At 71.2% G+C, this 23,008-nt stretch carries 18 protein-coding genes; 12 read left to right on the forward strand and 6 right to left on the reverse strand.

Annotated features, from left to right (window positions below; genetic code table 11):
- Nucleotides 1–82 precede the first annotated feature (82 nt).
- The 4 genes from ABZ845_RS07955 to ABZ845_RS07970 form a co-directional block, all read right to left on the reverse strand.
- The gene (locus ABZ845_RS07955; RefSeq protein WP_360974392.1) at nt 83–1,084 is read right to left on the reverse strand and encodes a DNA-3-methyladenine glycosylase 2 family protein; all 1,002 of its coding nucleotides are present in this window, start codon (nt 1,082–1,084) and stop codon (nt 83–85) included.
- Between the two features lie 189 nt (nt 1,085–1,273).
- Nucleotides 1,274–2,578 carry a coenzyme F420-0:L-glutamate ligase gene (locus ABZ845_RS07960; protein WP_360974395.1) on the reverse strand — a complete coding sequence of 435 codons (1,305 nt, stop codon included), beginning with the start codon at nt 2,576–2,578 and terminating at the stop codon, nt 1,274–1,276.
- Entirely contained in the window at nt 2,575–3,555 is a 981-nt protein-coding gene (gene cofD, locus ABZ845_RS07965; protein WP_360974398.1) for a 2-phospho-L-lactate transferase, read from the reverse strand. The genes ABZ845_RS07960 and cofD overlap by 4 nt, the downstream gene beginning before the upstream one ends.
- A 237-nt stretch (nt 3,556–3,792) precedes the next feature.
- Complete coding sequence (locus ABZ845_RS07970; protein WP_360974401.1) at nt 3,793–4,290, reverse strand: cysteine dioxygenase family protein; 498 nt, start codon at nt 4,288–4,290, stop codon at nt 3,793–3,795.
- 715 nt (nt 4,291–5,005) lie between these two features.
- Between ABZ845_RS07970 and ABZ845_RS07975 the strand changes: the two genes are divergently transcribed.
- From ABZ845_RS07975 to ABZ845_RS07985, 3 genes are all read left to right on the forward strand, one after another.
- Nucleotides 5,006–5,269, forward strand: a complete 264-nt coding sequence (locus ABZ845_RS07975) for a WhiB family transcriptional regulator (protein ID WP_010986447.1) — start codon at nt 5,006–5,008, stop codon at nt 5,267–5,269.
- 254 nt (nt 5,270–5,523) lie between these two features.
- Nucleotides 5,524–9,198, forward strand: coding sequence for a glycosyltransferase (locus ABZ845_RS07980; protein ID WP_360974404.1), 3,675 nt, complete (start codon nt 5,524–5,526; stop codon nt 9,196–9,198).
- The gene (locus tag ABZ845_RS07985) at nt 9,195–10,796 is read left to right on the forward strand and encodes a DUF5719 family protein (RefSeq protein ID WP_360974408.1); all 1,602 of its coding nucleotides are present in this window, start codon (nt 9,195–9,197) and stop codon (nt 10,794–10,796) included. The genes ABZ845_RS07980 and ABZ845_RS07985 overlap by 4 nt, the downstream gene beginning before the upstream one ends.
- A gap of 29 nt (nt 10,797–10,825) precedes the next feature.
- Here ABZ845_RS07985 and ABZ845_RS07990 read toward each other — a convergent pair whose 3' ends face one another.
- On the reverse strand, nt 10,826–11,275 hold the full coding sequence (locus ABZ845_RS07990; protein ID WP_360974484.1) for a metallopeptidase family protein: 450 nt from the start codon (nt 11,273–11,275) through the stop codon (nt 10,826–10,828).
- A 355-nt stretch (nt 11,276–11,630) separates the two neighbouring features.
- On the opposite strand from ABZ845_RS07990, the gene ABZ845_RS07995 reads away from it, so the two are divergent.
- The 8 genes from ABZ845_RS07995 to ABZ845_RS08030 all read left to right on the forward strand — a co-directional run bounded on the left by ABZ845_RS07995 (nt 11,631) and on the right by ABZ845_RS08030 (nt 20,356).
- Entirely contained in the window at nt 11,631–12,053 is a 423-nt protein-coding gene (locus ABZ845_RS07995; protein WP_360974487.1) for a DUF3499 domain-containing protein, read from the forward strand.
- Between the two features lie 319 nt (nt 12,054–12,372).
- Nucleotides 12,373–13,740, forward strand: a complete 1,368-nt coding sequence (locus ABZ845_RS08000; RefSeq protein WP_360974412.1) for a phosphomannomutase/phosphoglucomutase — start codon at nt 12,373–12,375, stop codon at nt 13,738–13,740.
- A gap of 246 nt (nt 13,741–13,986) precedes the next feature.
- Nucleotides 13,987–14,157, forward strand: coding sequence for a Trm112 family protein (locus ABZ845_RS08005; RefSeq protein WP_360974415.1), 171 nt, complete (start codon nt 13,987–13,989; stop codon nt 14,155–14,157).
- A gap of 34 nt (nt 14,158–14,191) precedes the next feature.
- On the forward strand, nt 14,192–15,319 hold the full coding sequence (locus ABZ845_RS08010) for an SIS domain-containing protein (protein WP_360974418.1): 1,128 nt from the start codon (nt 14,192–14,194) through the stop codon (nt 15,317–15,319).
- A gap of 62 nt (nt 15,320–15,381) precedes the next feature.
- On the forward strand, nt 15,382–16,533 hold the full coding sequence (gene manA, locus ABZ845_RS08015; protein ID WP_360974421.1) for a mannose-6-phosphate isomerase, class I: 1,152 nt from the start codon (nt 15,382–15,384) through the stop codon (nt 16,531–16,533).
- Between the two features lie 157 nt (nt 16,534–16,690).
- Nucleotides 16,691–17,668 (forward strand): cation diffusion facilitator family transporter, encoded by a 978-nt coding sequence (locus ABZ845_RS08020; protein WP_360974424.1) that lies wholly within the window; start codon nt 16,691–16,693, stop codon nt 17,666–17,668.
- A 487-nt stretch (nt 17,669–18,155) separates the two neighbouring features.
- The gene (ahcY, locus tag ABZ845_RS08025) at nt 18,156–19,613 is read left to right on the forward strand and encodes an adenosylhomocysteinase (RefSeq protein ID WP_360974427.1); all 1,458 of its coding nucleotides are present in this window, start codon (nt 18,156–18,158) and stop codon (nt 19,611–19,613) included.
- A 128-nt stretch (nt 19,614–19,741) separates the two neighbouring features.
- Entirely contained in the window at nt 19,742–20,356 is a 615-nt protein-coding gene (locus ABZ845_RS08030; RefSeq protein ID WP_360974430.1) for a hypothetical protein, read from the forward strand.
- Nucleotides 20,357–20,379: 23 nt separating this feature from the next.
- On the opposite strand, the gene ABZ845_RS08035 is transcribed toward ABZ845_RS08030, so the two are convergent.
- Nucleotides 20,380–21,360, reverse strand: a complete 981-nt coding sequence (locus ABZ845_RS08035; RefSeq protein ID WP_360974433.1) for an RDD family protein — start codon at nt 21,358–21,360, stop codon at nt 20,380–20,382.
- A gap of 121 nt (nt 21,361–21,481) precedes the next feature.
- On the opposite strand from ABZ845_RS08035, the gene ABZ845_RS08040 reads away from it, so the two are divergent.
- Nucleotides 21,482–22,489, forward strand: coding sequence for a stage II sporulation protein M (locus tag ABZ845_RS08040; protein WP_360974436.1), 1,008 nt, complete (start codon nt 21,482–21,484; stop codon nt 22,487–22,489).
- Nucleotides 22,490–23,008: the final 519 nt, after the last annotated feature.

Consider the following 23,008-nt stretch of genomic DNA (forward strand, 5'->3'; position numbering starts at 1 on the left):
CTCGTGCATGCTGCGGCCGTTGTGAGTCCTACAGCCGTAGTGAGTCCTACAGCCGTAGTGAGTCCTACAGCCGTCGCGAGCCCTACAGCCGGCCGATGTCACCCCGCGTCATCCGCGGAGCACGCCGCGGCGGCACGCGTCCGCTCAGCAGGATCAGCCGTGCCGCGCGGTGGCGTTGCCCCGCATAGGGCTCCAGCAACGAGAGCATCGCCTCGTCGTCGGTGTCGCGGTCCCCGGTGAGGGCGTACCCCACGATCCCCGGCAGATGCAGATCGCCGACGGTCACCGAGTCCGCCGCCCCATGGCTGCGCTGCACGGTCTCCGCGGAGGTCCACGGGCCGATCCCGGGCACCACTTCCAGCCGGGTCTGCGCCGCGGCCGGTTCCATGGTGCAGGACTCCTCCAGCCGCGCGGCGACCCGCACCGCCCGCAGGATCGTCGACGCCCGTTTGTCGTCGACCCCGGCCCGGTGCCACTCCCAGGACGGGATCAGTGCCCATGTACGCGGTGCCGGCATCACGTACAGCCGGGCCGGCGCGGGTCCCGGCGCCGGGACCCCGAACCTCCGTACGAGCAGCCGCCAGGCCCGGTACGCCTCGTCCGTCGTGACCTTCTGCTCCAGGACCGACGGGATCAGCGACTCCAGCACCAGCCCCGTCCGCGTCAGGCGCAGCCCCGGCCGCCGGTGCCGCGCCAGAGCGAGCAGCCGGTGCCGGGGCTCGAACGCGTCGGGGTCGTCCGACGCGCCGAGCATGTCGGGGAGTTGGTCCAGCAGCCACTCCGCCCCTGGCCCCCACGCCTCCGCCTCGGCGACCGGGCCCCGGAGCGTGACCCGGAGGGTGCCAGGGCCCGTCGGGGTGTGGCTGGCCCGCCATACCGACCCGTCGGGTGTCGCCCGGAACGTGGGGTCCGCGGGGCCACGCCGAAGCGGCCCGAGCACCAGCCCGAGGTCCAGCGGTCCGGGCGGGGTCCAGGTCCGGCGCCGTCCCGGTGCCGTGGCCGGCCGCGGCACTCCCGTGGGCACGACGACATGCCCACCGCGCGCGGTCGTGGGGGTGGGGCGCTGGGGGAATCGTCCGGCCACGGAAGAGGTCCTGGTGTTGGTGGGCTTCAGTAGGTGTCTCTACAGGCGTCTCTGCGAGATTTCTCCACGAGATTCCTCTGAGAGACGTCTGGGAGCTGTCTCTACGAGGTTAAGGGCGAGGGCAAGGGGCGCGGCACCGCGCAGGGGCGGAGTTCCCCGGCCTGTGGGCGCCGTGCCCGGTGACCGCGCTCAGCGGACCTCGATGAACCCCTCCGCGTCCCGCTCCGGCCTCGGCCTCGGCTCCTCGGCGGGATGCCCGACGGCCACGGCCCCCATCGGTTCCCAGCTGTCCGGCAGCCCGAGCACCTCGCGGACGGTGTCCCGGCAGAACATCGTGGACGACACCCACGCCGAGCCCAGACGTTCCCCGGCGAGCGCGACCAGCAGGTTCTGCACCCCCGCGCCGGTGGCGACGACGAACATCTCGCGCTCGGCCCCGTCCCGCCGGGCATCGCCATAGGCGTGGGATCCGTCCATGACCATGCAGGGCACGACGAGATACGGCGCATTGCGCAGCACGTCGCCGCGGCGGACACGCTTCGCGATCGACTCCTCGGTCTTCCCGTCCCGCCGCAGGTCGGCGATCCAGGCGTCCCGCATCGCGTCCAGCAGCCCGGTCCGCGACGAGGCGGACTCCAGCAGCACGAACCGCCACGGCGTCGTGTGGTGCGGTGCGGGCGCGGTCACGGCGGCGGCCACCGCGCGCCGCACGGCGCCCGGGTCGACGGGCTCGTCGGTGAACGCCCGCACCGTACGCCGCTGGTTCACCGCCTCCCGGACCGCCTCCGAGGTGCCCAGCCGGAACATGTCGTCGTGGGCGGTACGCACCAGCGCGCGCGCCCCCTCGCCGTCGTCCCGGGCCACGAAGTGCCCGAGCCCGCGCACCACGGCCACGGGCAGCCCGGCTGCCTTGCCCTTGACCAGGTCACCGGCGGCGGCCAGCTCGTCGGCGGTGGCGACGACGGTCGCGCTCAGCGGATTGCCGTGCGCGTCCGTGCCGCCGCGCAGGTCGTCGAGGACCCGCACACCGGCCGCGCCGATGGCCACATCGGTCAGCCCGGTGCGCCACGGCCTGCCGAAGGTGTCCGTCACGATCACGCCGACCCGCACACCGAGCGTGTCCCGCAGACCCTCCCGTAGGGCCCTCGCGGAGGTGTCGGGGTCCTCGGGCAGCAACAGCACGGTCCCTGACGGGGTGTTCGAGGCGTCGACCCCGGCTGCGGCCATGACGAGACCCTGCCGGTTCTCCACGATCCTGAGCGGACCGCGCCGGGCGACGACGCGCACGGTCTCGGCGTCGATGGCGGCCTCCCGGTCGTCGGCCCGCACCACGCGCCCCTCGGCCTTGGACACGATCTTCGAGGTGACGAGCAGCACGTCCCCGTCGACGAGCCCGGGCTCGGTGGCCGCGATCAGCTTGGCGAGGTCGTCGCCGGGCCGGACCTCGGGGAGACCGGGCAGGGCCCAGACCCGGTAGCCGGATGCCTTGTTCAAGACGACCGCACCTCCTCGGCGAGCGCCAGCGCCTCCTGGGCCATGCGGGCCGTCGCCTCCAGATCGGTCATCAACAGCGGCACCGCGCGGCAGCGGATGCCCGCGGCCTCCACGCGCTCCACCGCCGCCGAGTCGGCCGTGTCCACGAGCCAGCCGTCCAGCAGCCCCGAGCCGTAGTGCTCGGCGACCGCGGCGGCGTTCGACTCGACGCCGACCGCCGCGAGCACCTTGTCGGCCATCCCGCGCACGGGCGCGTCACCGACGATGGGGGAGAGGCCCACCACCGGCACTCCGGCGGCGGCGATCGCCTCGCGGATGCCGGGCACGGCGAGGATCGTGCCGATGGAGACGACCGGGTTGGACGGCGGGAAGAGGATCACGTCGGCCCGGCCGATGGACTCCAGGACGCCCGGCGCCGGCTTGGCCTGTTCCGCGCCGACCGGCACGATCGCCTCGGCGGGCACGGAGGCCCGCAGCCGTACCCAGTACTCCTGGAAATGGATGACCTTGCGCTCGCCGGAGCTCTGGACGGGATCGTCGGGCAGGGTCACGGCGACATGGGTCTCGACCCGGTCGTCCGACATGGGGATGAGCCGCACCCCCGGCTTCCAGCGGTCGCACAGCGCCTCGGTCACCGAGCTGAGCGGATAGCCCGCGCCCAGCATCTGCGTCCGCACGATGTGCGTGGCGAAATCACGGTCGCCGAGTCCGAACCACTCCGGTCCGACACCGTACGCCGCGAGTTCCTCCTTGAGATGGAAGCTCTCGTCGGCCCGGCCCCAGCCCTGCTCCTCGTTGATGCCGTCGCCGAGCGTGTACATCACCGTGTCGAGGTCGGGGCAGACCTTCAGCCCGAAGAGATGGATGTCGTCTCCGGTGTTGCCGATGACGGTGATGTCCGCGGCGGGGACGGCACGCTTCAGACCACGCAGGAACCGGGCACCGCCGATGCCCCCTGCCAGAACCACAATGCGCATGGGAACCAGTCTCGCAGGCAGCTACGACAACGTGTTCACAGGCAGCTACGACAACGCGTCTGCGCGCCGGTGCCGGTTCGCGGCTCACCGGCGGCTCCGCCGCGCGGGCCCGACCAGCCCCGACGGCGCCGCAGTGGTCCGACGGCGGAGCCACGGACAGGGCCGCGGGGAACCGCGCGACCAGCCACAGCGCACCCGCGGACAACCGGCGGCCGAGTCACACTCCCGGCGGAGCGCTTACGCGTTGACCTTGCCGAGCTGCGCGGCACACGCGCTGCCGTGCATCGGCATCTCCGTCAACCCCGGGTAGTAGACGTGCAGGCTCACCGCGGGTTCCCACGCGTCGTTCACCACTTCGTGCACATATCCCGGTGCGAAAACCCGTTGTGCGCCCGCTCCGAGCGCGCGGGTTCCGCGCTCCGTGCGCTCGGTCAGCGCGCCGTCCAGGACCGTCAGTACGCCGGACGAGCGCCCGTGGTCGTGCAGCCCGCTGCCCTGCCCCGGCACCCAGGACAGCAGCCACACCTCGTAGCCGGGGCCGGTCTGCAGGCGGTGGTACCAGCGGGACGTCGCGTCGAACTGCACCAGGGGCGCCCACCGGGAGCGGTCGGCGGCGATGGAGCGGGCGAGGCCCGCGAACTCGGCCACGGTGGCCGGGTGCTCGCGCGGCGGCTGGAGCAGGTGCGGTACTTCGAGGATGTCGCCGGCGATCTGGAGGTCGCTGTCGCTATTCATGGGGTGCGGTGTTCCTCGGCGGGAGATGAGCGATGGGGATGAGCTGCGGGGATATCGCGTGCCGTGCGTCCGGATCGCGGGCGTGGCGCGGGCCCTGGTGCGGGCGGAAGGGAACAGCGGCCGAGCCGGGTGGGCTCAGGTGCGGCTGGAGCGGTGGGGAAGGCTCAACAGCCGGAACAGCAACAGCTACAGCGAGCGCGGGCAGCACCGAGGGACCCGGCAGGGCGGGTCTGGGTGGGTACCGAGTTCGCGAGCATGCCCACTAGGACACCGGGTCACACCTCCGCTGTCAACTTGAGGACCGGTATGTGGGAGCTGATTCACCTCATCCGGTTCATCTGACAGACGAAAGGTTTGTTCATAGGGAGTCAGGGACACATGGAGCGCACCGCAGGGCGCACGGACTCCGTTGTGATTCTGTGATCCGACTGTGATCAGGTTCGCTTCGCGGTACGTATCGGAACGGGATCGAACGTGTGGACGTCCTCCCCTGCGAGGGGTGTGAAGCCTGACCGGACCCCTGTTGCCTGTCGGGGTTTATGCCGATTTGAACACTTTCCGCATAGCCTTGGTTCCGCAGAGTGAATAAGGGGCCCAATAGCAGATCTCGGCTTGACTGGCCCGGATCGGCACACTTGTAATTTCACTCGTGTCGTTCAGCCGAAATCGGTAACGGCTACATCACGGGGACGCGAAAGACTGACGAGGGGCGCACATGACCGAGCTGGTGCAGCAACTGCTGGTCGACGACGCGGACGAGGAACTCGGCTGGCAGGAGCGCGCGCTGTGCGCCCAGACCGACCCCGAGTCCTTCTTCCCCGAGAAGGGCGGTTCGACCCGCGAGGCCAAGAAGGTCTGCCTCGCCTGCGAGGTCCGCTCGGAGTGCCTTGAATACGCGCTGGCCAACGACGAGCGCTTCGGGATCTGGGGCGGTCTGTCCGAGCGTGAGCGCCGCCGCCTCAAGAAGGCCGCGATCTGAGCGCCGCCGACCGGAAAGAGTCGTCCAGTACGCCGTAGAGCAGTGTTACGTGCGCGCGGCGGCCGACCCGCCCAGTGAGCGATCAAAAGGTACACATCGGCATGTAGCGAACGGCCCGGCGCTGGTGGGTTATCCACAGGCGGCGGGCCGTGATCTTGTCCAGCCGTTAGTGTGGGCCTCCGTCCGAGACGTCCCGCTGCCCCCTCGGGGCGCAGGCGTCCACCGCAGTCCAGCGAACCGGGGCCCGTACCTCGATGTCCGTGCACAGCCATACGGCGGCCCAACACGACGCCGCCACCCCAGAGTTCCCGCGTCACGTGGTCACCGCGGTGCTCGTCTCCCACGACGGGTCCCGCTGGCTGCCCGACGCGCTCGCCGGGCTGCTCGGCCAGGAACGCCCCGTGCAGAACGCCGTGGCGGCCGACACCGGCAGCGCGGACGACTCCGCCCAGGTGCTCACCGAGTCACTCGGCGCCGACCGCGTCGTCCACCTTGCCCGCCGCACCGGCTTCGGCCAGGCCGTCGACGAGGCGAACCGCACGGCGCCCGTCCTGACCCCGGACGACCTGCCCTACCTCAAGCGCCCCAGCGGCTGGGACCCGGTCACCCGGACCTGGCGCGACGACGCGTACGACATGCCGGAGCTGCCGTACGGCGAGCCGGTGCAGTGGCTGTGGCTGCTGCACGACGACTGCGCGCCCGAACCCGACGCCCTTGCCCAGCTGCTGCGGGTCGTCGAGAACGAGGCGGAGCTGGGGCGCGACGACGTGGCGGTCGTCGGCCCCAAGCTGCGCGGCTGGTACGACCGCCGCCAGCTGCTGGAAGTGGGCGTCACCATCGCCAACTCCGGCCGCCGTTGGACGGGTCTCGACCGCCGGGAGCAGGACCAGGGACAGCACGACGGCATCCGGTCCGTACTCTCCGTGTCCACGGCCGGGATGCTCGTACGCCGCGACGTCTTCGAGGAGCTCGGCGGCTTCGACCCGCATCTGCCCCTGATGCGCGACGACGTCGACCTGTGCTGGCGCGCCCACACCGCCGGACACCGCGTCCTCATCGCCCCCGACGCGGTCGTACGGCACGCCGAGGCCGCCTCCCGCGAGCGCCGCGCCGTCGACTGCGTGGGCCGCACCGCGGCATCCCCGCACAAGGTCGACAAGGCCGGCGCCGTCTACACCCTCCTCACCAACGCCCGTACGGCACAGCTGCCCTGGATCCTGCTCCGTCTCGTGCTCGGCACCCTGCTGCGCACCGTGGCGTACCTCGTCGGAAAGGTCCCCGGACAGGCGGTCGACGAGATCCGCGGTCTGCTGGGGACGCTGCTGCGGCCCGAGCGGATCATCGCCGCCCGGCGCAGGCGCGGCAGCCCGCAGATCGGCAAGGACGAGCTGCGCCCTCTCTTCCCGCCACCCGGAGCGACGGTGCGGGCCACCGTCGAACAGGTGGCGAGCAATGTCGTCGGCCGCTCCGACCCCGAGGTCTCCTCGGCGGGCCGGCACGGCGGCGGCATCGAGTCCGGTCCCGGTGGCGACGACGCCGACTTCCTCGAAGTCGAACAGTTCGCCCGCCTCAAGCGCATCGCCCGCAAGCCCGGTCCGGTGCTCTTCCTCGTCCTCCTGTTCTTCTCGCTCGTCGCCTGCCGTGCGCTGCTCGGCGGCGGCGCGCTCGCGGGCGGCGCGCTGCTGCCCGCGCCCGCCGGCACCTCCGACCTGTGGGCGCGCTACCTCGACGCCTGGCACCCGGTGGGCGCGGGCGGCACACAGTCCGGGCCGCCCTACGTCGCCGTCGTCGGCCTGCTCGCCAGCATCCTGTTCGGCTCCACCGGCCTCGCGGTCACGGTGCTGCTCGTCGGCTCGGTTCCGCTGGCCGGCTTCACCGCGTACTTCGCCTCGCGTCCGCTCGTCGAGTCGCGGCTGCTGCGCGCCTGGGCCTCGGTCGCGTACGCCTTCCTTCCCGCCGCCACCGGAGCTCTTGCGGGCGGCCACATCGGCACCGCCGTCCTCGCGGTCCTGCTCCCGCTCATCGCGCGCGCGGGCATCGCGGCGAGCGGACTCACCCGCGCGTCCGGAACCCGCGGCAGCTGGCGCGCCACCTGGGCGTACGCCCTGCTGCTGACGATCACCACCGCGTTCACGCCCATCGTGTGGCCGATCGCCCTGGTTCTCGGCCTCGCGCTGCTGGTGGTGCGCAGGAACGATTTCGTCGCCCACCTCGCCCGCCTGCTCGCCCAGCTGGGCACCCCGCTCCTGGTGCTCGCCCCCTGGTCGGTGTCGCTGCTGCCCTTCGGCTTCTTCAAGGAGGCCGGTCTCACCTTCGGCAAGAGCGCGGCCTCCGCTTCCGACCTTCTCGGCGCGAGCCCGGGCGGTCCCGGCACGGTCAGCGGACTGATGCTCATCGGCATCGTCCTGGCCGCGCTGGCCGCCCTGCTGCGCTCCGGGCGCCAGGCGGGCGTCTGGACGGCATGGTCGGTCGCCCTGGTGGCGCTCGTCTTCGCGGTCCTGTCCAACCGCTCCGCCTGGGCCGGACCCGCGACCCTCGTCTACGGCCTCGCGCTCCTTTCGGCCGCCGCCATCGGCGCGGAGGGAGCACGCACACGCGTGGCCGAGCAGAGCTTCGGCTGGCGCCAGCCGGTCGCCGCCCTCATCGCCTTCGCCTGCGCGGCCGGCCCGCTGCTGATCGCCGCGGGATGGATGATCCGGGGCGCCGACGGCCCCCTGGAGCGCCGGGACCCCGTCCAGGTGCCCGCGTTCGTCGCCGAGGAGGCAGGCACCAGCGACCAGGCCCGCACCCTCGTCCTGGACGGCGAGTCCACCGCGCGCGTGGGCTACACCCTGGTCCGCGGCTCCGGCGCCCGCCTCGGCGACGGTGAGCTCGCCGGGCGCGACGGCGGGAACAAGCAGCTCGACAAGGTCGTCGCCAACCTCGTGGCGGGCTCGGGTGCCGACCAGGCCGACGAACTCGGCGGCTTCGCCGTGCGCTATGTCCTCGTCCGCCGGGGCGCGCCGCACGAGGTCAGCCGTGTCCTGGACGCCACGCCCGGCCTGTCCCGGCTCAGCCAGCAGGACGGCAGTGCCCTGTGGCGCTTGGACCGGCAGGTCTCCCGGGCCGCGATCGTCGGCGGCTCCACCGCACCGCAGTCCATCCCGGCCGGACCCGTGGAGATCCACACGAAGATCCCGTCCGGCGCCGCGGGACGCGTGCTGCGCATCGCCGACACCGCCGACCCGGGCTGGACCGCCACCCTGAACGGCAGGGTCCTCACCCGCACCACGGTCGACGGCTGGGCCCAGGGATTCCAACTGCCCGCCGACGCGGGCACCTTGGACGTCACCTACGACACGCCGATCGCGCACACCGCCTGGCTGTGGGCGCAGGGCGCCCTCGCCGTGGTCCTCGTGGTCCTCGCCCTGCCCGGCCGCCGCCGGGACGTGGACGACGACCTTCCCGAGGAGCGGATCGTGCCCGTCCAGGACACCAGCGGCGAGGGCCGCCGCGCCCGCCGTCTGCGCGCCCAGGCCGAGACCGAGGAGGCCGGGCAGGACGCCGACGTCCCGCAGCCGCTCCCCGAGGAGGTGCCGGCGGACGTACCCCAGCAGCCGGCCCCCGGTGAGTGGGAGCAGGCGGGCTACGCGGGCGACGAGTGGAACGCCTTCGCCGGCGAGCAGTACCCGAACGAGCAGCATCCGGGCGAGCAGTACCCGGGCGAGCAGTACCCGGGCGAGCAGTATCCAGGTGTGCAGCACCAGTACGAGCCGGGCACCTATGAGCAGCAGCCGTACCCGGCAGACCCCTATCAGGGCGCCCAGTACGACCCGTACGCCTATGGGGCCACGGCGTCGTACGACCCGACGTACCAGCAGGGCTACGCCACGCCGTACGACCCCGCGCACGGCACCGACAGCGAGCGCCCCGACGGGAGCCAGCAGTGAATCGCACGACCCTGTCCCTGATCGCCGGCACGACCGCGGTCGCCGCCATCACCGGACTCGCGGCGCTCACCGCGCCGTCCGCGTCCGGCGACGGCACCGCCAAGGCGGCTGCCCGGCTGCCCGTGGAGCAGAGCAGGCTGCTGTGCCCGGAGCCGAGCACCTCCGACCTCGCCGAGACGTCCTACACATCGTTCACCCCCGTCTCGCAGGGCACGTCCGGCAGCGGCAAGGCCGAACTGACCGCGGCGAGCGCGCAGTCGGCGGACGGCTCGGACTCCTCCCAGACCGGCCAGACTGGCCAGACCGGCACGACCGACGGCAAGAGCGGCTCGACGGGGAAGACGGGGAAGACAGGCAAGACCGGCGGGACGGACAAGGCGGGTACGGCCAAGAAGCAGGCCGACGCCCCGACCGTCACCCTCAAGCAGCCCGGCACCCCGGCCACCGGCGACGGCTCGGGCGCGGACACGCCCGCGCTGCTCGGTACGGCCACGGGCAGGTTCGCGCCAGGCTGGACGGTCCAGGAGACGACTCAGGTCAGCGCGGGCGCCGGACGCGGCCTGCTCGGAACCGACTGCACGGCCGCGGACACCGACTTCTGGTTCCCGGGCGCCAGCACCGCCGGCTCCCGCAGCGACTATGTGCATCTGACCAACCCCGACGACTCCGCCGCGGTGGTCGACATCGAGCTGTACGGCAAGGACGGTGACCTCAAGTCGACGGTCGGCGAGGGCATCACCGTCCAGCCGCACTCCAGCGAGCCCGTCCTGCTGTCCACCCTCGCTAACACGCAGCAGGACGACCTCACGGTCCACGTCAGCGTGCGCAGCGGCCGGGTGGCCGCCGCCGTGCAGGCCCTCGACCAGAAGCTGGGCGGCGACTGGCTCGGCGCCTCCACGGACCCCGGGGACTCCCTGGTGCTGCCCGGCATCCCCAAGGACGCCACGGACGTCCGTCTGATCGCCTTCGCGCCCGGGGACTCCGACGCCGACCTCAAGGTGCGCCTGGCCTCCCCCTCCGGCCAGATCACGCCGGCCGGGAACGACACGCTGCACGTGAAGGCGGGCATGACCGCCGCCGTCGACCTCGGCAACGTCACGCGCGGCGAGGCGGGCTCCCTGGTGCTGTTGCCCGGTGACAGCCATGTCCCCGTGGTCGCTGCCCTGCGTGTGCTGCGCGGCAAGGGCGACAAGCAGGAGACGGCGTTCATCCCGGCCACCGCGCCGGTCGGCACCCGAGCATCCGCCGCCGACAACAGCGCCAAGGGCACGACGCTGGCGCTCACCGCCCCGTTCGGCACGGCCACGGTGAAGGTCACCGCGTCCGCGGGCAGCGAGGGCGGCACCGCGGTGACGAAGCAGTACACGGTCAAGGGCGGTACGACGCAGGAGGTGGACCTGCCCGTGCCCAGCGGCCTGAAGGGCACGTACGCGCTCACCGTCGAGCCGGTCTCCGGAGGGCCCGTCTACGCCGCCCGCACGCTGCGGGCGGATGTCGGCGGCGTACCGGGGTTCACCGTGCAGACCCTCCCGGACGACCGGGGGACGGTCGCGGTGCCGCAGGCGGGCCAGGACCTGTCGGTGCTGCTGAAGAAGTGACGGCCGCGGCCGGGCAGCCGGATGCCCGGTCAGTCCTCGCCGTAGCGCGGGTCCACCGTCTCCGGGGTCAGACCGAGCAGTTCCGCCACCTGTTCCACGACGACCTCATGGACCAGGGCGGCGCGCTCGTCACGGCCCTTCGTGCGGATCTCGACCGGACGCCGGTAGACCACCACACGCGCCCGGCGGCCGTCGTGGGCCTCGATCGTGCCCCCCAGGGGCACCGCCTCGTCGCTCCAGCCGTCGCCGGGCCCGTCGAGGCGCGGGACCTCCAGGACCAGGAAGTCGATGTCGGCGAGCTGCGGCCAGTGTCGCTCGAGGCGCTCCACCGAGTCCTGCACCAGGTCGGCGAACACCTCGGCGCGGCTCGCGGAGAGCGGCACCTGGGGCGGCGCGACGGGTCCACGCATGCCTCTGCCATGGCGGTCACGGCGGCGGGGGCCGGGGGCGGCGGTGCGGGGCGGTACGGGGCTGTCCATCACTGACGAAGCGTAGTCCCCGAGGGGGCCGCGCGCCCGGCCCCCTCCGGCCGAAGTCGCCTCGGCGCCGTGGTGTCCGGCCACGTCGGGCGGCGTACGACGGCGTAGGGGGGCGGAGCCCGCGACGGCGCGCCGACACCGCACGGCATGTCGCATGATGACCATTCCAGCCAAGTTGAGCTCGATTCCATACCTCTCGGAGACCGCCCGCCTCATGGCGATTGGTGGTGTTTATGTCAAGTGGTGACCGGTTTCAGAGACGCCCGGGATCGCCGGGTGAGGTGTTCACGCAGGTCAGCAGGGTGGGGCAAGATGGGCGTGTGGGGCGTTTCGCGGCACGACACGGTGGAGTGACCTGGGGGAGAGTCGTCGCGGCCCGCTCAAGAGTGCGGTACCGTCCAACGTCGTGAGCCCTGTACGTCGCTGTTCGCGCACCGCTTGCGGCCGACCCGCCGTCGCGACGCTGACGTACGTCTACGCCGACTCGACCGCGGTCCTCGGCCCGCTCGCCACGTATGCCGAACCCCACTGCTACGACCTGTGCGCCGAGCACTCCGAGCGCCTGACCGCGCCGCGCGGCTGGGAGGTCGTCCGGCTCCTGGACGGATCGGCACCGGCGCGCCCGAGCGGTGACGATCTCGAGGCCCTGGCCAACGCGGTGCGTGAGGCGGCCCGTCCGCAGCAGCGCGCGGCGGAGGCGGCCGGCGGGCGTCCGGCGGACCCGATGGAAGTCGCACGCCGCGGCCATCTGCGGGTGCTGCGCTCGCCGGACAACTGAGCGCGGCCTTCAGGTCAACTCGGCGCGGGCCCTCCCGGTCAACTGCCTGTGGGTCGGACCGGCATCTCGGCGCCGACTCCCGGGCGGTGCGCAAGATGGCTCGAAACCGCCTCTGTCACAGCGCAGTTGGCCGTCCCGGCGAGCGTGCCCACGCGGCCCGGACGTCCGGTATCTTCCGCTTTCCGCTGTTCCGTGGCTCCAGTCAGCCACGGTATGAACTCCGTGGGAACTGTCCGCCCAGGACAGCGCAGGCACAGTCGAGTGCCAGTTCCACCAGGTAGTTTGGCTCCGTCGTTGAGGTTTTTCAGGAGGATTGACCGTGTCTGCTGATCTGTCGCAGCTCGTGAAGGCGTACGACGTACGCGGAGTGGTCCCGGACCAGTGGGACGAGTCGTTCGCCGAGCTTTTCGGCGCGGCCTTCGCGCAAGTGACCGGCGCGGACGCGATCGTGATCGGCCACGACATGCGGCCTTCGTCCCCGGGACTGGCGCGCGCCTTCGCGCGCGGCGCGTCCGCGCGCGGTGTGAACGTCACGGAGATCGGCCTGTGTTCGACGGACCAGCTCTACTACGCGTCGGGCGCGCTCGGCCTGCCGGGCGCCATGTTCACCGCCTCGCACAACCCGGCGCAGTACAACGGCATCAAGATGTGCCGCGCGGGCGCCGCTCCGATCGGCCAGGACACGGGGCTCACCGAGATCCGCGAACTGGTCGAGGGCTGGCTGGACTCGGGCGCGCCGGGGTCTGAGGGGACGACGCCGGGAGAGGTCACCCAGCGCGACACGCTGAAGGACTACGCGGCGTACCTGCGCTCACTTGTGGACCTCACCTCCATCCGCCCCCTGAAGGTCGTCGTCGACGCGGGCAACGGGATGGGCGGGCACACCGTGCCGACCGTGTTCGCGGGACTGCCCCTCGACCTGGTGCCGATGTACTTCGAACTGGACGGCACGTTCCCCAACCACGAGGCCAACCCGCTCGACCCGAAGAACCTCGTCGACCTGCAGAAGCGGGTGCGTGAGGAGCACGCCGACCTCGGTATCGCCTTCGACGGCGACGCGGACCGCTGCTTCGTCGTGGACGAGCAGGGCGACCCGGTCTCGCCGTCCGCGATCACCGCCCTGGTGGCCGCACGTGAGCTCGCCAAGCACGGCGGCGAAGGCACGATCATCCACAACCTGATCACGTCGTGGTCGGTACCCGAGGTCGTACGGGAGCACGGCGGCACGCCGGTTCGCACCCGGGTGGGGCACTCCTTCATCAAGGCCGAGATGGCGAGCTCCGGCGCGATCTTCGGCGGCGAGCACTCGGCGCACTACTACTTCAAGGACTTCTGGAACGCCGACACGGGCATGCTCGCCGCCCTCCATGTGCTGGCGGCCCTGGGCGGCCAGGACCAGCCGCTGTCGCAGCTGGTCGCCGAGTACGACCGCTATGTGGGCTCCGGCGAGATCAACTCCACGGTCGACGACCAGCAGGGCCGCCTCGCCGCGATCAAGGAGGCCTACGAGGGCCGTGAGGGCGTCGAGCTGGACGGCCTGGACGGACTGACCGTCTCGTCCGCCGACTGGTGGTTCAACGTCCGCCCCTCCAACACGGAACCGCTGCTCCGTCTGAACGCGGAGGCGAGGGACGAGGCGACCATGGCCAAGATCAGGGACGAGGCTCTGGAGATCATCCGCGGCTGACGCCCACCCCGCACGGGCCCGCCTCTCCGCCATCCGGAGGGGCGGGTCATGTCACTGGGCCGGTTCCGTCATGGGGGAGGGTTCCGCGGGTACCCCGCGAGGAGGAACGCGCCCTGCCCGCTTCCCGGGTGAGGGGCACCCCCCGGTGCCGGGACAGACGTGTCCGGATCGCCCAACCCCCGCATGCCGCGCCCCGCAGCGGTACTCTGACCAGGCCAAGCGCCATCCGCCCCGAAGGGACCTTTCATGCCGCTCGAAGCCGGCCTCCTGGAGATCCTCGCCTGCCCGGCGTGCCACGCCCCGCTCAAGGAGGAGGAGAGCGAACTGGTCTGCACGGGGCAGAACTGCCGGCTCGCCTACCCGGTCCGGGACGGCATCCCGGTTCTGCTGGTCGATGAGGCCCGCCGCCCCGCCTGACGGACCTGACCCGGCGATCGGAGGCTTGCCGCCCATGCTCGACGAATCGCTGCTTGACGACCCCGAGGCGCTCGCGCGCGCCGATCGGCGCGCGCTGCTGCGCGGTGCCGCCGAGGCCGGCGCCCGGGTGCGCTCCGCCGTGCGGCACGCCGCCGAGGCGGGGGTCAACGAACTGAAGCCCGACGGACGCCCCCGCGGCGTCCTCATCGCGGGCCCCGGCACCGCCTCGGTGGGCGTGGCCGAGCTGATCGGCACCCTCGCCGGTGCCGCATGCCCGGTCACCCGTATCCACCCCACCGGTGTCGCCCCGGCCCCCGGAGCCCTGCGCTGGGACCTGCCCGGCTGGGCCGGCCCCGTCGACCTTCTGCTGATCGCGACGCCGGACGGCACCGAACCGGGCCTGTCGATCCTGGTCGAGCAGGCATACCGCCGCGGCTGCACGGTCGTCGCCGTGGCACCGGCCCGCTCGCCGATCACGGACGCGGTGCTCGGCGCCCACGGTCTGTTCGTGCCGATGGCGACCGCCCCCTACGAACAGGACGAACCCCTCACGGCGTCCGCGCCCGGCGTCCTGTGGGCCCTGCTCACCCCCCTGCTCGTACTCCTGGACCGCACCGGACTGCTCTCCGCGCCGCCCGACATCCTGGGGAAGGTCGCGAACCGCCTCGACCACGTCGCCGAGCGCTGCGGCCCCGCCATCGCGACCTACGGCAACCCCGCCAAGACCCTCGCCGCGGAGCTGGCCGAGTCCCTCCCCGTGATCTGGACGGAGGGCATCTCGGCGGAACCGGCGGGCCAGCGGTTCGCCGCCGCGCTCGCCGAACTCGCCGGCCGCCCGGCGCTCACCGCACAGCTGCCCGAGGCGCTCGCCTCGCACCACATCCTGCTCTCCGGAGCCTTCGCCGCCGGCGCCGACCCCGACGACTTCTTCCGGGACCGGGTCGAGGAGGCGCAGGCCCTGCACGCGCGCGTGGTGCTCCTGCGCGACCGTCCGATCGGCGGCCTGAGCGCGGCACCCGCCGCCCGGGAACTGGCCCTCGGCCACGACACGGCGATCAGCGAACTCGAACCGGAGGACGGCGACGATCTGGAAACCCTCGCGGAACTGATCGCCATCACGGATTTCGCCGCTGTTTACGTGGCGCTCGCTTCGGGGGCCTGATCTTGGCTCGCGCCCTGTGAAGAGCGCCCGCAGCGCAGCGTACGTACGGAGAAAAGACACCCATGGATCGCCTCGACAACACCATCCGCCCCTACGCCTGGGGCTCGACCACCGCCATCCCCCGGCTCCTCGGCGTGGAGCCGACCGGTGAGCCGCAGGCGGAGATGTGGATGGGCGCCCACCCGGGCGCACCCTCGCGCACCGGGCGCGGCCCTCTCCACGAGGTGATCGACAAGGCGCCGGAGGAGGAACTGGGCAGCGGCACGATGACCAGGTTCGGACCCCGGCTGCCCTTCCTGCTGAAGATCCTCGCCGCCGGCGCCCCTCTCTCCCTTCAGGTACACCCGGACCTGGAGCAGGCGAAGGAGGGCTACGCCGACGAGGAACGCCGCGGCATCCCGGTCGAGGCGCCGCACCGCAACTACAAGGACGCCAACCACAAGCCCGAGCTGATCTGCGCCCTCACCGAGTTCGACGGCCTGTGCGGATTCCGCGCGCCCGACGCCGCCGCAGAACTGCTCGCGGGCCTCGAGGTCGACTCGCTGAAGCCGTACGTCGACCTGCTGCACGCCCACCCCGAGGAAGCCGCCCTGCGCGAGGTCCTCACGGCCGTCCTGAGCGCCGACGCCGAGGAGATGGCCCACACGGTCACCGAGGCCGCGGCAGCCTGCGCCCGCCTCGGCGGCGCCTACGCCCCCTACGCCGACATCGCCCACCACTACCCCGGCGACCCCGGCGTGATCGCCGCCATGCTGCTCAACTACGTGCAGCTGCAGCCCGGCGAGGCCCTCTTCCTGAGCGCCGGCGTCCCGCACGCCTACCTGGGCGGTCTGGGCGTCGAGATCATGGCCAACTCGGACAACGTCCTGCGCTGCGGGCTCACCCCCAAGCACGTCGACGTCCCCGAGCTGCTGCGGATCGTCCGCTTCGAAGCGAGCGACCCCGGTGTGCTGCGCCCGGAGGCGTCGCCCGACGGCGAGGAGCTCTACGAGACCCCCATCGACGAGTTCCGCCTCTCCCGCTACGTGCTCGCCGAGAGCGGCGCCTCGCACGACCTCACGCGCTCCACCCCGCAGATCCTGCTGTGCACCGCGGGCACCGTCCGCGCGGGCGACCAGGTGCTCGCCCCCGGTGAGTCGGTCTTCGTACCGGCGGGCGAAAAGACCGAAGTGTCCGGGGACGGTACGGTCTTCCGGGCCACGGTCGCCGCCTGATCCCGAGCCCTGGGCTGCCGTCGAGCCGGTCCGGCGCAGTGCCGTCGGACCCGGCTGCAACAATGTCCCACCGGCAAAGCACGGGCAAAGCCCCGGACGACGTGCGCGACGTGCGAATGCCCGGGGCGGAACGGCTACGAAGGGACAACGCGAACACATGAGCGCGTCAGGCGGCACCAGGGCGATCGTGGCGGCACTCGGCGCCAACCTCGCGATCGCGGTATCGAAGTTCGTGGCGTTCGCCTTCAGCGGCTCCTCCTCGATGCTGGCCGAGGGTGTCCACTCGCTCGCCGACTCCGGCAACCAGTTCCTGCTGCTGATCGGCGGCAAGCGCTCACAGCGCGAGGCGACCCCCCAGCACCCCTTCGGCTACGGCCGTGAACGCTTCATCTACGCCTTCCTCGTCTCGATCGTCCTCTTCTCGGTCGGCGGCATGTTCGCCATCTACGAGGGCGTCGAGAAGATCGAGCACCCGCACGCGCTGGACAACTGGTACTGGCCCGTCGGCGTGCTCGTCTTCGCGGTCATCGCCGAGGGCTTCTCCTTCCGCACCGCCATCAAGGAGTCCAACGAGCTGCGCGGCAAGCTCTCCTGGGCGCAGTTCATCCGCCGCGCCAAGGCGCCCGAGCTGCCGGTGGTCCTCCTGGAGGACTTCGGCGCGCTCATCGGCCTGGTCCTCGCCCTCGGTGGCGTCGGCCTCTCACTCATCACCGGTGACGGCGTCTGGGACGGCATCGGCACCGTCTGCATCGGTGTGCTCCTGGTGCTGATCGCCCTCGTCCTCGCTGCCGAGACGAAGTCCCTGCTCCTCGGCGAGGCCGCGGGCATCGACGTGATCAGGGAGATCGAGGCCGCGATGGTCGACGGCGACACGGTCCCGAGCATCATCCACATGCGCACGCTCCACCTCGGCCCCGAGGAACTGCTGATCGCCGCCAAGATCGCCGTCAGGCACGACGACACGGCCGCGGAGGTCGCCACCGCCATCAACGCCGCCGAGGCCCGGGTCCGCGCCGCCGTCCCGATCGCCCGCGTCATCTATCTGGAACCGGACATCTACAGCGAGGCCGAGGCAGCCAAGGGCCCCGACCCCGAAGCAACCCCGGGCGGCCCGTCCCCGACCCCCACTCACTGACCCACTCAGGCCCGCGAGGAACTACGCAAAACCGCCCAATCCCGCACGGCCGACAACTAACCAGGCTGTGCGGGCCAGGGGGTGCAGGGAACCGCGCAAATTTCCACGACGCACCGGCAGCCGACGATGCACCAGGGTGTGCGCGCTGGGGGTGCGGGGAACTGCGCAAAAACCCACAACGCGCGCGCAGCCGGCAACGCACCAGCACGTCCCCACCAGAGCCGCGAGGAACTGCGCAAATTCAGACGACCCCGGAGGCGGACTGGGGTCCGCCCCGCCCCCCGGTGTAGCTTGGAGGCGAGCCAGACGTCGCTGCTGATGGCGGTCGGGCGGTCCCAGCGAGGACCGGCCGAGGGAGAGAGGGCCTCCGACGGACTGCGCTGCGCGCACGTGGGCATGCTTGTGCCCTCCTTCGGGCACCCTTGTGCCCGCCGCCGCGCAGACCAGCCGTACCCACCTCGACCCAACCCCCGAGGAGCAGCTCGCAATGACGACTGTCGACAACCGACAGGACTTCAAGGTCGCCGACCTCTCCCTGGCCGAGTTCGGCCGCAAGGAGATCACCCTCGCCGAGCACGAGATGCCCGGTCTCATGGCGATCCGCAAGGAGCACGCCGAGACGCAGCCGCTGGCCGGCGCCCGCGTCACCGGCTCCCTGCACATGACCGTACAGACCGCCGTCCTCATCGAGACGCTGGTCGCCCTGGGCGCGCAGGTCCGCTGGGCGTCCTGCAACATCTTCTCCACCCAGGACCACGCCGCAGCCGCCATCGCGGTCGGCCCGAACGGCACCCCTGAGAACCCTCAGGGCATCCCGGTCTTCGCCTGGAAGGGCGAGACCCTGGAGGAGTACTGGTGGTGCACGGAGCAGGCGCTGACCTGGCCGGACACCCCCACCGGCGGCCCGAACATGATCCTGGACGACGGCGGTGACGCCACCCTCCTCGTCCACAAGGGCGTCGAGTACGAGAAGGACGGCAAGGTCCCCTCGGTCGACACCGCCGAGTCCGACGAGCACCGCGTCATCCTCCAGCTGCTGCACCGCACCCTGGGCGAGAACCCCCAGAAGTGGACGCAGCTGGCGTCGGAGATCCGCGGCGTCACCGAGGAGACCACGACCGGCGTCCACCGCCTGTACGAGATGCAGCGCGACGGCGTCCTCCTGTTCCCGGCGATCAACGTCAACGACGCGGTCACCAAGTCGAAGTTCGACAACAAGTACGGCTGCCGCCACTCGCTGATCGACGGCATCAACCGCGCCACCGACGTGCTGATCGGCGGCAAGACCGCCGTCGTCTGCGGCTACGGCGACGTGGGCAAGGGCTGCGCGGAGTCCCTGCGCGGGCAGGGTGCCCGAGTGATCGTCACTGAGATCGACCCGATCTGCGCTCTGCAGGCGGCGATGGACGGCTACCAGGTCTCGACCCTCGACGAGGTCGTCGACAAGGCCGACATCTTCATCACCACGACGGGCAACAAGGACATCATCATGGCCTCGGACATGGCCAAGATGAAGCACCAGGCGATCGTCGGCAATATCGGCCACTTCGACAACGAGATCGACATGGCCGGCCTCGCCAAGGTCCCGGGCATCGTCAAGGACGAGGTCAAGCCGCAGGTCCACACCTGGACCTTCCCCGACGGCAAGAAGATCATCATCCTCTCCGAGGGCCGTCTGCTGAACCTGGGCAACGCCACCGGTCACCCGTCGTTCGTGATGTCCAACTCGTTCGCGGACCAGACGCTGGCCCAGATCGAGCTGTTCACCAAGCCCGACGCCTACCCGACCGGTGTGTACACGCTGCCCAAGCACCTGGACGAGAAGGTCGCCCGCCTCCACCTGGACGCACTCGGCGTGAAGCTCACCCAGCTCCGCCCCGAGCAGGCCGCGTACATCGGCGTCGACGTCGAGGGCCCGTACAAGTCGGACCACTACCGCTACTGATCAGGTAGCAGGTACCGGTCAGGTAGCAGGTACCGAGACAGGCCCCCGCACCCCCGTGCCGGGGGCCTGTCCCCTTGACCGGACCAGTCAGACTGGCCCGACCAAACCCGTTACCACCCAGGACCCCCATGCCCCGCGGCCGATATTCGCTTCACGACCCGCACGACCACACCCTCCTCGCAGAAGAGCACTTCCAGTGCGCGCCCGGCCCCTCCGGCTGGCGCTACGTCTCTCAACTCACCACCCCCTCCGGCGACCACGCCGGCTCCGTCGACCTCGCCCTCGACGAACTGGGCCGCCCCATCCGCCTCGAACTTCACTCCGCGAGCTGGCAGGTACGGGGCGCCGCTCTCGACGGTGTCACCTGGGTCCGCACCGATCCCTCCGGCACCCATGCCACCGAAGGCAATGTCCGCGCTCACGCCTTCACCGGCACGTCTCCCGCCTTCCTGATCGCCACCGCTCGTCTGCTCCGCCTCACCCCCTCTTCCTCCGCGACCCGCGTACGCCTCGTCGCCTTCACGGAACCGGTCCTCGCCCCCCGCACCGTGGACCAGTCCTGGGCTCTGATGGTCAGAGAAGCACACGCCACTGACAACGCCCCCCTGATCGTGGAGACCTACCAGGTCACAGCCCTGGACACGGGGGAACAGCACACGGTGCACATCTCCGGCGACGTGGTGCTCGCCGCGCCCGGCATCGAGCTGGAGCACCTCGAGACACCCCCGTCAGTGTTCACCTGACGGGGGCAGCGAGATCGCGCTGACTACGCGGGCGGTGCGAACCCGGTCGCGGCCCGGCCCGACGGCTCGGCCGACGGACTCTCGGGCTCCCGCTCCGGCGGAGTGACGGGCACGGGCGCCTGAACCCCCGCAGGAGCATGCGGCGGCACGGGCGAGGGCGCCCCGGCATGCGGGGCCGGAGCCCAGCCGGGGTTCTCCCAGGCCGTTCGGACGGGAGCGGCGGCGGCGCTCACACCACCGGAATCCCTCGCGGCCTGGCTGTTGAGCGACCGCCGCGTCTCCCGAGCCTGCCGCTCGTGCACGACCGCCGCCAGATAGGCGACCGGCGGAACCCCCTGCGGCACCGGGGCCCCCGTCCGCGCGGCGAGATCCGAGGAGAGACGGGTCGCCATCGCCCAGCCCACCTGGGGATCCAGCTGGTGCATCCGCGTCAGGTACTGCCGGATGGCCAGCCACAGCCCATCCGGAACACCAGACAGATCCAGTCCGGAGAACTTTCCGGCAAGCCAGGGCGGCGGCGGAGGCACAAAGCCGGTACGCCCAGCGGGCACGCGCTCACGTACGACCAGCGTCCCCGCGAACACATCACCCAGCCGCCGGCCCCGAGCGGACACGAGCGAGGCGATGCACGCGATCACACCGAACGTCATCAGAATCTCGATCACACCGACCGAGCCCCGGACCAGCGCGTGCCGGAACCGGATCGGTCCCCCGTCGTCCCGCACCACGCGCAAACCGCAGGCCAGCTTGCCCAGCGACCGGCCGTGGCTGAGCGACTCCACCGCGATCGGCCCGCCCACCAGCACAAGGACGAAGGCGGAGATCGACAGCGCGACGTGCACGGCCCCGTCCATTTCAGCCGTGGACACCATCAGGGCGATCGTCACGATGACGTAGGCCGTGATGGCCACGGCCAGGTCGAGCAGCACGGCCAAGACCCGGCTCGGGAGCTTCGCCGGGCTCAGTTCCAGCGCCACCGCCTCGCCGGTTATCAGCTCACTCACGTCATCCGTCCTTCCCCTGGCCCACCCCTGCGTACGCCAGTCTGCCAAGCTGAGGGCACAACGCGCCGCCGCAGTACGACAAGCCGACACTCAGGACGAGAGGCGAGGAGCCGCACACCCCATGGACCTCGACGTGTTCGTGTCCACTCATCGCCCCGAGTGGGACCGTCTCGAAGCTCTGCTGCGCCGACAGCGCCGTCTCACCGGAGCCGAGGCAGACGAACTCGTCTCCCTCTATCAGCGTGCCGCCACTCATCTGTCCGTGATCCGGTCGAGCGCGCCGGACCCACAGCTCACGGGCTGGCTCAGCCAGCTCGTGGCGCGCGCACGCAGCGCCGTGACCGGCACCCGCCGCGCCTCATGGCGCGATGTCACACGCTTCCTCACCGAAGGCTTCCCCGCCGCGGTCTACCGTTCGCGCCGCTGGTGGATTCCCACCGCCCTGATCTCCATCGCGGTGGGAGCGATCCTGGGATGGTGGATAGGCACCCACCCAGAGGTCCAGGCGTCGATCGCGGCACCCAGCCAGCTCCGGAGCCTGACGCGTCCCGGCGGTGAATACGAGACGTACTACTCCAGCCATCCGGCTGCCGCCTTCGCCGCTCAGGTTTGGACGAACAATGCCCAGGCCGCAGCGCTGTGCCTGGTCCTCGGTATCTTCCTGGGCCTGCCGGTCCTCTGGGTCCTCTTCGAGAACATGCTGAACCTGGGCGTGGGCATCGGCCTCATGTCCTCGGCGGGCCGCCTGGACACATTCCTGGGTCTCGTCCTGCCGCACGGGCTCCTGGAGCTGACCGCCGTCTTCGTGGCTGCCGGCACAGGGCTGCGACTCGGGTGGACCGTCATCGACCCGGGTCCCCGCACCCGGCGCACCGCCCTGGCAGAGGAGGGCAGAGGAGCGTTGGGCATGGCGATCGGTCTCGCCCTCGTGCTGTTCGTCTCGGGCGCCATCGAGGGCTTCGTGACGCCGTCCGGCCTTCCGACGTGGGCACGCATCGGGATAGGGGTCCTCGCTGAGCTGGCGTTCCTCACGTACGTCTATGTCCTGGGCGGCCGGGCAGTGCGCGCCGGCGGAACCGGCGACGTGGAGGCGGACGAGCGCAGCGCGACGGTTCCGACAGCCGCGTGACGCGGCGCCACCCAAGTGGCCTCGCTCGATGTGCGTCACCCCGCGTTGACCTGCTAGTCTCCTCTTCGCCTCACGGGAGCCGTTGACACGGGTCGAGTGGGGAGGTAGATTCGAACAGTTGCCTAGAGGTGGACCTGTCCACAGGCGACCGCGAGTGTCTATCTGCTCCCGGAACTTGGATTCCGAGGAGCGCAACCGATGATTCAGAAAAGGGATGCCGGTCAATCGGCTCCGGAATCTCTGATAAAGTCGGAACCGCCGGAAAGGAAAAGCGCGGAAGCGTTGACCTGGAAAGCACCGAGGAAATCGGATCGGAAAGATCTGATAGAGTCGGAAACACCGAAGGGAAGCGCCCGGAGGAAAGCCTGAGAGAGTCTCTCGGGTGAGTACGAAGGAAGCGTCCGTTCCTTGAGAACTCAACAGTGTGCCAAAAATCAACGCCAGATATGTTGATACCCCGTCTCCGGCCGGATACCCGGTTGGGACGTGGTTCCTTTGAAATAACACAGCGAGGACGCT

This window comes from Streptomyces sp. NPDC047022 (assembly GCF_040644155.1).
GTDB lineage: Bacteria > Actinomycetota > Actinomycetes > Streptomycetales > Streptomycetaceae > Streptomyces.